At 73.1% G+C, this 13,302-nt stretch carries 16 protein-coding genes; 8 read left to right on the top strand and 8 right to left on the bottom strand.

What is annotated here, in order from left to right; all coding sequences use genetic code 11:
- Window positions 1-521 precede the first annotated feature (521 nt).
- From EF918_RS37730 to EF918_RS23615, 4 genes are read left to right on the top strand one after another with little or no spacing between them, the layout of a single operon-like run.
- Window positions 522-1,103, top strand: a complete 582-nt coding sequence (locus EF918_RS37730; protein WP_221889747.1) for a GNAT family N-acetyltransferase — start codon at window positions 522-524, stop codon at window positions 1,101-1,103.
- Window positions 1,100-2,515, top strand: coding sequence for an argininosuccinate lyase (gene argH / locus EF918_RS23625; RefSeq protein ID WP_221889746.1), 1,416 nt, complete (start codon window positions 1,100-1,102; stop codon window positions 2,513-2,515). The genes EF918_RS37730 and argH overlap by 4 nt, the downstream gene beginning before the upstream one ends.
- Before the next feature lie 28 nt (window positions 2,516-2,543).
- On the top strand, window positions 2,544-3,743 hold the full coding sequence (locus EF918_RS23620; protein WP_125650190.1) for an argininosuccinate synthase: 1,200 nt from the start codon (window positions 2,544-2,546) through the stop codon (window positions 3,741-3,743).
- A gap of 7 nt (window positions 3,744-3,750) precedes the next feature.
- Entirely contained in the window at window positions 3,751-4,989 is a 1,239-nt protein-coding gene (locus tag EF918_RS23615; RefSeq protein WP_125650188.1) for an MFS transporter, read from the top strand.
- A gap of 71 nt (window positions 4,990-5,060) precedes the next feature.
- Here the strand turns inward: EF918_RS23615 and EF918_RS23610 are convergent, their stop codons facing one another.
- From EF918_RS23610 to EF918_RS23600, 3 genes are all read right to left on the bottom strand, one after another.
- Window positions 5,061-5,516 carry a hypothetical protein gene (locus tag EF918_RS23610; protein ID WP_125650186.1) on the bottom strand — a complete coding sequence of 152 codons (456 nt, stop codon included), beginning with the start codon at window positions 5,514-5,516 and terminating at the stop codon, window positions 5,061-5,063.
- 107 nt (window positions 5,517-5,623) lie between these two features.
- Window positions 5,624-5,848, bottom strand: coding sequence for a hypothetical protein (locus tag EF918_RS38435; protein ID WP_260610556.1), 225 nt, complete (start codon window positions 5,846-5,848; stop codon window positions 5,624-5,626).
- Window positions 5,849-5,921: 73 nt separating this feature from the next.
- A complete protein-coding gene (locus EF918_RS23600; protein ID WP_125650184.1) occupies window positions 5,922-6,182 on the bottom strand; it encodes a hypothetical protein in 261 nt (86 codons plus the stop codon).
- Between the two features lie 319 nt (window positions 6,183-6,501).
- Here EF918_RS23600 and EF918_RS23595 point away from each other — a divergent pair, with 319 nt between their 5' ends.
- Together EF918_RS23595 and EF918_RS23590 are read left to right on the top strand one after the other, a co-directional pair.
- Window positions 6,502-7,392: an NAD-dependent protein deacetylase gene (locus tag EF918_RS23595; protein ID WP_185921884.1), complete on the top strand. Its 891-nt coding sequence runs from the start codon at window positions 6,502-6,504 to the stop codon at window positions 7,390-7,392.
- 104 nt (window positions 7,393-7,496) lie between these two features.
- The gene (locus EF918_RS23590) at window positions 7,497-7,904 is read left to right on the top strand and encodes a four-helix bundle copper-binding protein (RefSeq protein ID WP_125650180.1); all 408 of its coding nucleotides are present in this window, start codon (window positions 7,497-7,499) and stop codon (window positions 7,902-7,904) included.
- A 13-nt stretch (window positions 7,905-7,917) separates the two neighbouring features.
- On the opposite strand, the gene EF918_RS23585 is transcribed toward EF918_RS23590, so the two are convergent.
- Window positions 7,918-8,799: a class I SAM-dependent methyltransferase gene (locus tag EF918_RS23585; RefSeq protein ID WP_260610554.1), complete on the bottom strand. Its 882-nt coding sequence runs from the start codon at window positions 8,797-8,799 to the stop codon at window positions 7,918-7,920.
- 127 nt (window positions 8,800-8,926) lie between these two features.
- On the opposite strand from EF918_RS23585, the gene EF918_RS23580 reads away from it, so the two are divergent.
- Both EF918_RS23580 and EF918_RS23575 read left to right on the top strand, forming a co-directional pair.
- Window positions 8,927-9,559: a TetR/AcrR family transcriptional regulator gene (locus EF918_RS23580; protein ID WP_125650176.1), complete on the top strand. Its 633-nt coding sequence runs from the start codon at window positions 8,927-8,929 to the stop codon at window positions 9,557-9,559.
- Between the two features lie 132 nt (window positions 9,560-9,691).
- Window positions 9,692-10,366 carry a DUF5701 family protein gene (locus EF918_RS23575; protein WP_260610553.1) on the top strand — a complete coding sequence of 225 codons (675 nt, stop codon included), beginning with the start codon at window positions 9,692-9,694 and terminating at the stop codon, window positions 10,364-10,366.
- On the opposite strand, the gene EF918_RS23570 is transcribed toward EF918_RS23575, so the two are convergent.
- From EF918_RS23570 to EF918_RS23555, 4 genes are all read right to left on the bottom strand, one after another.
- Window positions 10,342-10,593 (bottom strand): hypothetical protein, encoded by a 252-nt coding sequence (locus tag EF918_RS23570; protein ID WP_221889744.1) that lies wholly within the window; start codon window positions 10,591-10,593, stop codon window positions 10,342-10,344. The genes EF918_RS23575 and EF918_RS23570 overlap by 25 nt on opposite strands.
- A 34-nt stretch (window positions 10,594-10,627) precedes the next feature.
- Window positions 10,628-11,458, bottom strand: coding sequence for a DUF5995 family protein (locus EF918_RS23565; RefSeq protein ID WP_125650174.1), 831 nt, complete (start codon window positions 11,456-11,458; stop codon window positions 10,628-10,630).
- Window positions 11,459-11,481: 23 nt separating this feature from the next.
- Window positions 11,482-12,063 carry a hypothetical protein gene (locus EF918_RS23560; RefSeq protein ID WP_125650172.1) on the bottom strand — a complete coding sequence of 194 codons (582 nt, stop codon included), beginning with the start codon at window positions 12,061-12,063 and terminating at the stop codon, window positions 11,482-11,484.
- Window positions 12,064-12,079: 16 nt separating this feature from the next.
- Window positions 12,080-13,302 (bottom strand): MFS transporter (locus tag EF918_RS23555; protein WP_148141257.1); only part of this gene is annotated, 1,223 nt, incomplete at its 5' end.

The raw sequence follows: 13,302 nt of genomic DNA, 5'->3' as shown, positions 1-13,302 counted from the left end.
GTCCGGGGCGGGGCGGTGGGACGGGGGCGGCGGGCCGCAGGCCGGGATCAGGAGCAGTCCGGCCAGCACCAGGCCGGCCCGGCGCACGCCCGTCGGGAACGGAACGCCCGGGACCAGGCCGGCCCGGAGCACGGACCGGGCGGTCGTCGACGGGGCTGCCCGACGTCCCATCCCGCACCAGCCCCTCACCAACCTGGAGATCATCTGCAGGCCCCACCCCACCACCTGGCGGCCCGCCCCCGCAGCCGCCATCCGGGTGATCACGGGAGTGGTGCGTTCTCACGGTCGTCGTCCCGCCGTTTCCCGGAGAGAAAAGGAATTCAGGGCTCCGCAATGAAACATTCGGCAGTGCTCGTCCACCATCAGAGACACCGTTGACAGGAATGCGCCGACGCGTAGTGTTCCCTCCGTGCGGGATGCAAGGAACCGCGCCTTTACGTCACTTCACTCCGCCCCACTTCACCTCAGACTTCAGCTCACCCACGGGCCTGCCCGTGCGCAGGGAGAACAGGGGAATACCGTTGTCTGCACAGACGACGCTGCTCACCAGGACCGAGTTACAGCGCCGACCACTCACCCATGACGAAGCAGCCATCGTCGTGGCGGAAATTCGCCGGTCGCCCAAGATAACCGGCTACAGCGCGGCCGAATGGACGGGCCGCCGCGACACCTTCGCCCTCGTCGACCGCGCCTCCGGGGAACTCCTCGGGGCGCTGCTCGTCCATCACCTCCTCGGCAACTGGTCCGAGGTCGCGGTCGTGTTCATCCCCGAGGCCCATCGCGGGCAGGGCTACGGGCGGCAGCTGCTCGGCGGGGCCCTGCGCACCCTCGCCCCCTCCGGGAAGCGGCTGCTGCTGTTCTTCTCCGAGCCCGGACCGATGGAGGGGCTCGTCCGGGAGGCCGGGTTCGACGTGTTCGCGGACGAGCAGGACTTCGCCGCGGGACGGCCCGGGCGGCGCCTCTACCTGTCGGTCGTCTACCCGGTCCAGTGGTTGTGGAGCTTCTACCGCATCCGCGAGCTGCGCAGGAAGAAACGCGAGCTGGACTGCTCGTTCTCATTCAAAATCGCTCTTCTCGAAACGAAAAGGCACGGGGAATCGTGAAATCGGAATCCGAATCTTCGCTCTGGGGCGGCTGGCTGACCGGCGGCGATTCCTTGCTCGAAGAGGTCAACGCGTCCGTACGCTTCGATCAGCGGCTGGCCTTCCAGGACATCGACGGATCGGTCGCGCACGCGGAGATGCTCGGCGAAAGCGGAGTGATCTCCGCCGAGGACGCGCAATCCATCGTGGCGGGGCTGGAAAAGGTCCGTGCCGAGATCGGCGCCGGCACCTTCGTCTTCGATCCGGCCCTCGAAGACGTCCACATGAACATCGAGTCACGGCTGCGCGACATCGTCGGCCCGGTCGCCGGTCATCTGCACACGGGCCGCTCGCGCAACGACCAGGTCGCCGTCGACGCCAAGCTGTGGGTGCGCGACGCCGTCGACCGGCTCGACGCGCTGCTCGCCGCCACCGTCGACCTCCTCGCCGAGCGGGCCGAGACCCACCACGCCGACGTGATGCCCGGGTTCACCCACCTCCAGTGTGCCCAGCCCGTGACCATCGGCCACCACCTGCTGGCGTACGGGGAGATGTTCCTGCGCGACCGGGACCGCCTGCGCGACACCCGCCGGCGGCTCGGCGAATCCCCGCTGGGGGCCGCCGCCCTGGCCGGCACCGGCTATCCCATCGACCCCGCCGCCACCGCCCGGCGGCTCGGCTTCGACAGCATCACCCGCAACTCCCTGGACGCCGTCTCCGACCGTGACTTCGTCCTGGACTTCCTGGCCGCCGGCGCCACGCTCGCGGTGCACGCCTCCCGGCTGGGCGAGGAGCTGGTGCTCTGGAGCACCCCGCAGTTCGGGTTCGTGGTGCTGCCCGAGGACCTCTGTGCCGGGTCCTCGATCATGCCGCAGAAGCGCAACCCCGACCTGCCCGAGCTGATGCGCGCCAAGTCCGGCCGGGTCTTCGGCAACCTGATGGCGGTGCTGACGGTGATGAAGGGCCTGCCCCTCGCCTACAGCCGCGACATGCAGGAGGACAAGGAAGCGCTGTTCGACTCGGCCGACCAGCTGGAGCTGATCGTCCGCAGCACGGCCGCCATGCTGCGCGGCATCACCTTCGTGCCCGAGCGCACCCGGGCGGCAGCCGAGTTGGGCAACACGGTCGCCACCGATCTCGCCGACTGGCTCGTCACCGAACGCGGGCTGCCGTTCCGCGAGGCGCACAGCGTGGTCGGCGGCCTGGTCAAGTGGCTCGGCGTCCAGGGCCTGGAGCTGCGGGACGCCACCGCGGCCCGACTCGCCGACTTCGACGCGCGGCTGGCCGGCCTGCCGGCCGAGGTCCTCACCGTGGACCACGCGGTGCGCCGCCGCCGCTCCCCCGGCGGCACCGCACCCGAGCTGGTCCTCGCGGCCGCCCGCGAGCTGCGGCGCCGCAACGCCGCGCAGCCGGCCCGGCCCACCACCCGTTGACGTCCCGTCCCACGCAAGGAGTCTGACCATGGCTTCGGCCAAGCGTGTCGTGCTCGCCTACTCGGGCGGCGTAGACACCACCGCCTGCATCCCGTACCTGCGCCACGAGATGGGCTGCGAGTTCATCGTGGCGATGGCCGCCGACCTCGGCCAGGGCGACGAGCTCGAACCGATCCGGCAGAAGGCGCTGCACGCCGGCGCCGACGTCTCCCTGGTGGTGGACGCCAAGGAGCGCTTCGTGCGCGAGTACGGCTTCCCCGCCGTCAAGGCCAACGCGCTCTACGACGGCCAGTACCCGCTCTCCTCCGCCCTCGGGCGCCCGCTCATCGGCGACCTGCTGGTCGAGACGGCCCACGCCTACGAGTGCGGCGCCGTCGCCCACGGCTGCACCGGCAAGGGCAACGACCAGGTCCGCCTGGACCTGACGGTGGCCCTGCTCGACTCCGGCCTGAAGATCCTCGCCCCGGCCCGGGAGTGGTCGTTCAGCCGGGCCGAGACGATCGCCTACTCGGAGAAGTTCGGCATCGCCGGGCACGTCTCCAAGGAGAAGCCCTGGGCCATCGACCTCAACATCCTGGGCCGCAACGTCGAGGCGGGCCTGATCGAGGACCTGACCTGGGAGCCGACCGAGGAGGTGTGGGCGCTGACCCGTCCCGCCGAGGAGGCGCCGGACACCCCCGAGTACGTCGCCATCGGCTTCGAGGCGGGCGTCCCGGTCGCCCTGGACGGCGTACCGCTGGGCCCCACCGCGCTGGTGGAGCAGCTGAACACGCTCGGCGGCCGGCACGGGATCGGGCGGATCGACATGCTCGAGAACCGTGTGGTCGGGGTGAAGTCCCGCGAGCTGTACGAGGCTCCGGGCGTGCTGCTGCTCATCCAGGCGCACCGCGAGCTGGAGCAGCTGACCCTGCCGGCGGACGTCCTCGCGCACAAGCTGCCGCTGGAGGCCGCGTACGCCCGGACGGTCTACGACGGCCTGTGGCACGGCCCGTTGCGCGCGGCGCTGGACGCGTTCGTGGAGTCGACCCAGCGCCATGTGACCGGCGAGATCCGGCTGAAGCTGTACAAGGGACGGGCCTCGGTCGCCGCTCGACGGGCCGAACGGGCCCTGTACCGGCACGAGTTGGTCACCTACGGGCCGGAGTGCACGTTCGACCAGTCCAGCGCGGAGGGATTCATCGACATATTCGGCCTGCCCAGCCGGGTGTGGAACGCGGTGAACGGCTGACGGGCCGATGACCGAACAGCTCCACCCGGTCCGCAGGGACGGAAGCGGAGACGGGGACAGCCGGAGGCAGGGGCACGGGCAGGGGCACGGGCGTCAGCGCGGACTCGCCGGGGCCGTCGGACCGATCGTGGTCATCGGGGTGTTCGGGGTGACCCTGGGGATCACCTACCCGCTGTTCTCGCTCATGCTCGAACGCCAGGGCGCCTCTTCGTCCCTGGTGGGCCTGAACGGGGCGATGACCCCGCTGGGCATGGTGCTGTCGGCGCCCCTGGTCCCGGCGGCGGTACGCCGCTTCGGGCCGGGGGCGGCCATGGCGGCGGCCTCGGTGGGGGCCGCCGCGCTGCTGGCGGCGCTGGCGACGACGGACGCGCTGTGGGTGTGGTTCGTCCTCCGCTTCGTGCTCGGCACCTGCGCGGTGGCCATGTTCATCCTCAGCGAGACCTGGATCAGCGAGATCGCCGACCAGGCCGGCCGGGGCCGGCTGCTGACGGCGTACACCTCGGTCCTCGCGCTGGGCTTCTGCGTGGGCCCGTCCGTGCTGACCGTGACGGGGAACTCCGAGGGCGCGGCGCTGGCCGTGGCCGTCGTCAGCCCGCTGGTCGCGCTGTGGCCCTTGTGGTCGGGCCGGCGGCGCGTCCCGGCGATGGCGGCGGACGGCTCGGTGCCCGTACGGGCCCTGGTGCGGCTGCTGTCGGTGCTGCTGGTCGCGGTGCTGGCGGTGTCCGTGTTCGACGCCGTCACCTTGCAGTTCATCCCGCTCTACGGGGAACGGGCGGGCCTGTCGCCCGGGCACGCGGCGTTCACCCTGACCGTGCTGCTGATCGGGCAGATGCTCTTCCAGTACCCGGTGGGCTGGCTGGCCGACCGGGTGGGCGCCCGGGCGGCACTGATGCTGACCCTGGTCGTCGGCACGGCAGGGGCGCTGCTGCTGCCGGCGTTCGTGGGCCGAGGCCTGTGGCTGTGGCCGATGGTGGCGCTGTGGGGCGGCATCGCGTTCGCCGGCTACCCGATCGTCCTCACCCTGCTGGGCGAGGGGCTGCGCGGTACCAGTCTGCTGCTGGGCAACACGGCGTTCGCCGTCGTGTGGGGCATCGGCGGCGTGATCGGCCCCCCGTACGCGGGCGCGGCCGCCGACTGGCTGGGCGAGAACGGCATGCCGTACTCCCTGGCGGTGCTGTGGCTGATCGCCCTGGCGGTGACGGCCGTCGGCTTCGCGGCGGCCCGCCGCCGGTCGACCACCCGCTGACGGCGACCCCCGCCGACGGCCGGTCGGCCCGCTGCTCGCGGGCCGACCGGCTGTGGCGTGAGGACGCGGGATCAGCAGGTGACCGTGACCTCGTGGGTGACCGGCCGGGGCGACCAGGGGAAGGACGCGACGCCGAAGCTGCCGCGGACGGTGGAGCCGCACGGGGCGTCGACGGTGACGCCCCGCACCTCGACCGTCGTGGAGGTGAACAGGACCGGCCGGGCCTGCGTGGCGGGTGCGCCGCTGCCCACGACCTCTGCCGACAGCGTCGTGAACAGCTCCTTCGGCTGCGGCGCCGGGCTGCCCGGGGAGGGCGGGCCGGCCAGCCCCACCAGGCCGTAGAAGACGACCGTGGTGCCGGTGGTCTCGGCGCAGAGCTTCGTCGACAGGCCTGCCTGGAGGCCGAGGTTCCCGCAGGTGGTGACGGTCCCGGTGGCGGCGGCCGGGGCCGCGACCGCCTGGGCCGGCGTGAGCGCGAGGACGGCCGTGCCGGCGGCGCCGGCGGCGAGCAGTGCTAAGCGGTTCATGGGGGTTCTCCTTGTCCATGGTCACGAGAACGAGCTCGGATGACATGTGATATTTCACATGCCACTAGAATGCCAGATGATCACCACATGAACAGCCGCCACCGAGATCAGTACGCGGAGTCCGCCGTCACATCGCCCCAGGGGTTCAGCGCGCGTTCGGCCTCGGGGCCGCGCAGGGCCGGCAGGGTGGCGGCCGGCCCGTCCAGGGCCTCAGGGGCCGCCCGGACCGTGTCGGCAAGGGCGCGGGCGGCCGGGGCCGGGGCGCCGCCGTCCTCGATCTCGGGTCCGGGCGGTGCGGCCGGGGCCTGGCGTGCGGCGGATGCCGAAGTCACGGGCTGCGCCGCCGTGCTGGTCTGCTTCGCGCGGACCGTCGCCACCGCCCGGGCGGAGCCGGTCCGATGCCCGTCAGCCCAGCCAGACGATGGCGATGACGTACAGGCGTGCGGCAGGGCGGTTGATCCAGTAGACCGTGCTCAGCAGGCCGACCGAGGCGGAGCGGACGTCCTCGCCCTCGGGGTCATGGGGGTCGAAGGGCGGGAAGGACCAGGGGTCCCGCCGGGCGAGGCCCATCATGTCGCGCAGCATCTCGCGGGCGTGGGCCGGGAGTTGCTCGAACGTGGCGAGGGCGCCCGGGGACAGCCGGGACGGCCAGGGCGCGTCGTTCACGGGTGGGTGCCGCGCGTGTCGGCCCGGGCGACCCCGTCCGTGTCGTCCGGGTCGGAAGGAAGGAACGCCCCCGGTGCGGGCGCCGGCACAGGGGGCTGCGAGGGCGCCGCTGCGGGCGTGCGTTCGGGCTCGGGCTGGGCGCTCACGGTCTCCTCCAGGGCGGTCTCCCCCTCACGGTAGCCGCAGCAGCGGCAGTTGGGGCCCGGACCGCCGGGAAGGACGGGAAGATCGGAACGCCCCGGGCACCCCGGCGGCTCGGCCCAGGCCGTGGTCCCGGTGCCGCCCCGGGCGCTCGTTCCGTACGCTGGGCAGCATGCGGATGCGTCCCACCTTGAGCTGGAGCCCTGACGGGGACGTGCGCCCCGGTTCCACGGACCTGGCGCCCGTCGCCGAGGCGCTGGGTGCCGGCGGTGTGCTGGTGCTCAGCGGGGCGGGCATGTCCACGGAGTCCGGGATTCCGGCCTACCGGGGCGAAGGCGGCAGTCTGACCCGGCACACCCCGATGACGTACCAGGAGTTCACCTCCGACCCCGCGGCCCGGCAGCGGTACTGGGCGCGCAGCCACCTCGGCTGGCGTACGTTCGGCCGGGCGCGGCCCAACGACGGGCACCGGGCCGTGGCCGCGTTCGGGCGCCACGGGCGGCTCTCGGGGGTGATCACCCAGAACGTGGACGGCCTGCACCAGGCCGCGGGCAGCGCGGGCGTCGTGGAGCTCCACGGAAGCCTGGAGCGGGTCGTCTGCCTGTCCTGCGGCACGTTCGGCCCGCGCCGCGAGCTGGCCCTGCGGCTGGAGGAGGCCAACGCCGGCTTCGCGCCGGTGGCCGCCGGGATCAACCCGGACGGTGACGCCGACCTCACCCAGGACCAGGTCGCGGACTTCCGGGTGGTGCCCTGCTCGCGCTGCGGCGGCGTCCTCAAACCCGATGTGGTGTTCTTCGGCGAGGCGGTGCCTCCGCACCGGGTCGAGCAGTGCCGGACACTGGTCCGCGAGGCGGCGGCCCTGCTGGTCCTGGGGTCCTCGCTGACGGTGATGTCGGGGCTGCGGTTCGTCCGCCAGGCGGCCGAGGCGGGCACGCCCGTGCTGATCATCAACCGGGACCCGACCCGGGGCGACCGGCACGCCGCCACCCGGATCGGGCTGCCTCTGGGCAGTGCCCTGACCACGCTGGCCGACCGGCTCGGCGTTCCGGTCGACGGTCGTACCGTCTGAAGGGGGCCGCGGCCGCCACGCGGCACTACCGTGAGAAGGAGGGGTCATGGACGGCGCGACCCGCCCGGCCCGCCGGCCCCCGTCAGAAAGGGGAGGCGAGAGCGATGACCACGGTCAAGGACATGCTCGCCACCTACCCGGCCGACCTCGGAAGCGTGGACCAGGGCAAGCTCACCCGGTGCATCGAGGCGTGCCAGGCCTGTGCCCAGGCGTGTACGGCGTGCGCGGACGCCTGTCTGTCCGAAGGCATGGTCGGTGACCTGACCAAGTGCATCCGTACCGACATGGACTGCGCCGACATCTGCAACGCCACGGCGTCGGTGCTCTCCCGCCACACCGGCTACGACGCGAACATCACCAGGGCCCTGCTCCAGGCCTGCGCGACCGCCTGCCGGGCGTGCGCGGACGAGTGCGCCACCCATGCCGACCAGCACGAGCACTGCCGGTTGTGCGCCGAGGCCTGCCGTACGTGCGAACAGGCGTGCAACGAGCTGTTGCGGAGCCTGGGTTAGGCCGTGGCCCCGGTCAGGCCGGCGCCGGCCCGGCCGGGGCGCCGGGGCGGTCCGCCGTCACCAGCCATGAGGTGCTGAGGAGCCGGACCGTGCCGTCCGCGGTCTCGTGCCCGCGCAGGTGCTGCGTCAGGGCGTGCCGGGCGCGGGACCGTACGGTGTCGTCGGCCCGCTCCATCAGGTACCGGCCGGGGCCGGTGGCCAGCAGGAACTGCGCCGCGTCGGCGGCCCCGTGTCCCCACGTCCCGTACGCCTGGGCCCGGTCGACGGTGACGGCGGTGAATCCCGCCGCGGTGAGGACGTCGCGGAGGCGGTCGGGCGCGGCCAGGGAGAACATGCCGGGCGAGCCGGTCCGCCCGAAGTCGCCGACCGGCAGGAGGTCCCGCAGGGAGGCCATCGCGCCCACCCAGTCGTTCAGCGCGGCGTCGGCCGGGCAGACGAACGCCAGGCGGCCGCCGGGGCGCAGGGCCCGGCCGATGTTGGCGAAGGCCGCCACCGGATCGGCGAAGAACATCACCCCGTAGCGACTGATCGCCGCGTCGAAGGCGCCCGCCGCGAAGCGGTGCACCTGCGCGTCGCCCTGCTGGAACGAGGCGTTGGTGAGGCCCTCCTGCGCGGCGCGGGCCCGGGCCTGCGCGAGCATCGGACCGGACAGGTCGAGGCCCAGCGCATGCCCGTGGGGCGCGCGGAGCGCGGCGAGGCGGGTGGTCTGGCCGGCCCCGCAGCCGAGGTCCAGGGTGCGGTGGTGCGCGGTGATCGCGGCGGCGTACAGGAGCGGCGCGTCGAAGCCCTCGTTGACGGCGTTCCAGCGGTCCTGGTGACGGGCCCAGTGGGCCCCTTCCGAGCCGTTCCAGGCCTGCGCCTGCTCGGTGTTGACGATGCCGGCGGTGTGGGGCACGGCTGCCTCCTGGGGTGGGGTGACAAAGAATGGGCACGTGCCCAAACAGTATGGTCGTGTGCCCAAACTGGCAATGCCGGGTATCGTCGGCGCCTGGGACGCACGGACCGGAACGGAAGAGGGGCCCATGTCACCGCGCGGAGTGGCGACGCCGGACGTACGCGAGCGGCTGTTCGCCGCGGCCGAACGCGTCGTGGAGAGGGACGGGCCCGGCGCGCTCACCAGCCGGTCCGTGACCACCGAAGCGGGCTGCGCCAAGGGGCTGTTGCACACGCACTTCGCGGGACTGGACGAGTTCGTCGCCGAGCTCTGCCTCGACCGCTTCGCCCGGACCGCGGCGAAGGCGCGCGCGCTGGCGGGGTGCGCCGGGCAGGGCACGGTCGCGCGGAACCTGGAGGCCGTCACCCTGGTCCTGTTCGACTCCGGCGGGCCGGCCCTGTCGGGTCTGGCCATGACCCGCCCCGCCGCCACGCTGCGCGTCCGGGAGGCGCTGGAGGGCGGGGCGCCGGGCTTCGCCGCCGTCCAGGAGGCCGTCACCGGCTACCTGCGGGCCGAGCAGGAGCTCGGCCGGGTGCCGGCCGCGGTCGACCCCGACACCGCCGCCCTCGCCCTCGTCGGCACCGCCCACCACCTGCTGATGACCGCCTGGCCGGGCACCCCCGACCCGCGGCCCGCCATGCGGCGGCTGGTGACCGCGCTGGTCGGGGGCGAGGAGCCGGGGAGCGGGGCCCGGGAACCTTCGGGTGGGGCCTCTCGTTGAGCGGGGGCCACTGCTTCGATCATGAGACGAGGGAGTACTGTGCCCACGCCCGTGCCCACGCCCAAGTCCGCGCCTGCACCCGCACCCGTGCCCGTGTCCGCACCCGTGCCGGCATCGGCTTCCGATGACGTCGTGACCCCGCTCCCGCCGCTCCCGTCGCTCGCCGCCCAGGCGGAGCGCCTCGTCGCGCTCGGGGTTCCCGAGCTCGCCGGGTTGTCCGCCGCCGAGCTGCGGGCCTACGCCGCGGAAGCCGCGGCCGGTGACGCGGGCGCGCGCGGGGAGCTTCTGCTCGCCGTGCACCCCGACCGGGTCCCGGCCTCCGCCCTCGCGCCGCTGCTCCGGCGCGCGGGCAAGCCCGGCTTCGTCGTCACCGACATGACCGACGTGGACCTGTTCGTGCCCCACCACGCCGAGCTGCCCGACGCGCCCCTCTACGTGGTCGCCGGCCCGGACCGCGGCGACCGCATGGCCAACTGGAGCCCGGAGGAGGCCCTGCCCGCCCTCACCGAGGAGGGCCGCACCCCGCTCGTGCTGACCGAGGGCATCCACTGGCTGCTCCAGCAGCCCGAGGCGCTGGAGCGCAACCACTGCTTCATGACCATCGGTTCACGGCTGCGCAAGGCCGGCGGCGCCCTGGACGCCCGTACCCCCGCGATCTGGATCAGCAACGGCACCGGGCGGGACGGCCGGGAGCGCCGTGACGCGCCCAAGGTGGGGTGGTGCTGGTGGAACAACCGGCACACCTGGCTGGGCTTCGCCTCGGCAGGGTGCCGGACGCCTGTTCAGGCGGTCGCCGACCGGAGCTGATGCGGCATGCTCCTGCCCTTGCAGTCGGGCACGGCCGGCTCACCCGTGGTGAGCGCGATCCGGTCGACGGCGTCGACCATCGCCGACGAGGGCGGATCGAGCATGCATTCGCCTTCCCGCAGCAGGTTGGCGGTGGTCCGGGCGTTGTTGCCGAGACCGAGCATGCAGGACTGGCCCAGCCACCACGCGCGAACCGCCGCCGACCTTCTCGCGAGCGGGACGCCCACGCCGGCGGCAGTACGACGTCACGTCTCGACCGGTCTACACGAGGGGCTTGGTCGGTGCGGGCCAGTGTCGGCGCTCGGGGATCAGCCTGCGCAGGATCCACAGCCCGGCGCGCAGCTTCCAGTCGCCGGGGCGGCGGATCTCGGCGATGAGCGCGGCGGTGCTCCTGCCGATCGACTTCGACGCTTCCTCGGTGGAATCCGGGTCCAGGAGCCGGTCGCAGTTGAACCAGGCCAGACCCCGTGCGACCCGGATCCCGTAGTTGGTCAACAGTTCGTCGCTGCGGGTGAACAGCCTGTCCAGAGAGCCGATTCCGTGGATGTACCGGGCCGCGAGGTCGTCCTGGACCACGTCGATACAGGAACCGAGCACGTCGTTCATGCGGTGGAAGTCCGCGATGTGGCTGCGTCCGTCCGTGGACGCCGCCATGCGCCGCAGGGTCTCCGGCAGGTCGTACGAGATGTGCGCCATCATGGAGAAGAGGACGTCTTCGAGCGTGTAGGAGCGCCGGGCACTCGAAGCGGCGATGACGTCCCGCCACGGCCGGGGGACGGAGTCCGGCAGGTCACTCGGCCGGATCTCGTCCGCCGAGCCGCCCGGCCGCTGCGCCAGCCATGCGTCGATGCTGTCCATCGCGCTGAAATAGGCCGATGCGAGCGTCTCGCACAACTCGGCGACCCAGGAAGGGTCGTGGAACGCGGGCTCGCCCGCTTCCAGGCCGGTGGCGAGCGTCGCCGTGAGGCGGTAGTAGGTGTAGGCGAACGCGGCCCGGCGGTCCTGTGCGGCGTCGTACTGCCTGACCCGGTCGGCGAGCAGTCCGGCGACCCGGGTGACCTTTTCGGCGGGGAGCATGAACGCGTCGGTCATCGGGAGGAGGCTCCTGTCGCCCGCTAGGCCGGCGCGCTGATGCGGCGGGTTTCCTCGGTCGCCCTGCCCCAGTCGCAGAGCAGTTCCGCGAAGAGGCTCCCGCGGTCGGCGGAGACCCGATATTCCCCGATCCAGTCGCTTCCGAGCAGCGGCATGCGATAGGTCGCGGCCATCCCGTCGTCGTGCACTTCCGCGGAGTAGGTGAGGGTCCGCGTGAACAGGCCCGGCACGGGGCCGAGCCTCTCGTGCCCGCGCACCGTGACCCCGGTCCCGTTCCCGTTCAGGACGTACTGCTCCTCCAGGAGGTACAGGGTCACGCCGAACTTGGTCATCCGGACCACGTTGTCGGCCCGGCCGAACTCCTCCACGTCCGGCTTCGCCACGATCGTCGATTCCTGCCGCAGGGGGCCGGTGAGCCGCTCGATGAGGTGCATGGTGGTGACGAGCAGTTTGTTCGTCACACCGATGGGGCTGCGCAGGAATCGACGCCACGAGGTGACGCGGAAGGTGGCCGTCCCGTGCCAGGTGCCGGTGCCGATGGTGAAGTAATAGACGCGATTGGGTGCATCCGTGCGGCGAGGGGTACCCTCGGACTCCATTGTCACGTTGGGTAGCATATCATTACGCGCTGTGAGCGGCCACGGCTGTGGCGGCGGCCAGGGTGGCGGCGGCCAGGCTGCCCCAGAGGGCGGCCGGGCCGTGGGGGGCGAGGGCGGTGATGACGGCCGGGGAGACGGCGAGGCCGAAGCCGGTGGAGAGCTCGAAGCGGGCGAGGGTGCGGCCCAGCACGTGCGCCGGGGCGAGGGCGGTGACCAGGGCGGTGGCGCTGCCCGCGTAGACGATCTCGCCGAGGGTGCAGACCACGGACACGGCGGCGACGGCCGGGGCGCCCCAGCCAGGTCCCCGTGAGGCGGCCACGAGGAAGCCGACGTAGGACACGGCCAGTACGCCGCCGGCGAGTGCCAGGGCGGTCCGCCGGGGGAAGCGGGACATCAGGAGGGTCACCGGCACCTGCAGGGTGACCACCAGCACGGTGTTCGCCACGAAGATCGCCGCCGACCACATCGGGGACGCGTCCAGCTGTGTCACCAGGATCAGCGGGAGGGCGATCTCGGGGACGTTCAGGCAGAAGACGTAGACCACGTTGGCGGCCAGCAGGGTGCGCATCCGGGGAGCGGCGGCCGGACGGCGGCCGAGGGAGCCGTCGGCCGCCGCTCCGTCGGTTCCCTCCGCCGGGTCCGGGTGCGGGGCCGTACGGGCGCGGAGGCGGACCGACCAGGCCAGGGCCGCCGCGACGAGGTAGGCGACCCCGGTGACGGCGGCCAGCGCCTGCAGGGCGGTGGTGCCGCCCGCCAGGCAGGCGGTGGCGAGCAGCGCGCCCACGCCGAGGCCGGCGTTGCGCAGGGCGCGGCCGGCCGCGAGCGCCGCGTCGCGGTCCCGGCCGTGGGCGACCGTGGCGACGAGGGCCGCGTGGGCGGCCGGCCAGGCCTGGTTGCCGACACCGAGGAGGAGCGCCGCCGCCGCGAACGGCCCGGTGTGTCCCGCCGGGGTGGCCAGCAGCACCGCCACGCCCAGCACCCGTACGAGCATCGACGCCGCCACGACCGTGCTGCGGGCGCCCCGGTCCAGCCAACGGCCCACCGCGGGCATGCACACCAGACCCGCGACGATCCCGGCCGTCATGGCCATACCGGTGACCGGCGCGGACAGCCGCAGCACCGTCACCCCGTAGAGGAGCAGGAACGGCCTCAGCAGACCGGTGCCGAGCGCGTCCACGGCCAGGGCGACGGCGTAGCGGGGGCCGCCGGAGGCGTGGACGAGGGCGCGGGGGTGGAACCTGGGGG

Source organism: Streptomyces sp. WAC06614, from assembly GCF_003949795.1.
Classification (GTDB): domain Bacteria; phylum Actinomycetota; class Actinomycetes; order Streptomycetales; family Streptomycetaceae; genus Streptomyces.
Note: the sequence above shows the minus strand (reverse complement) of the source record. Positions and strands in the feature narration are given on the sequence as shown.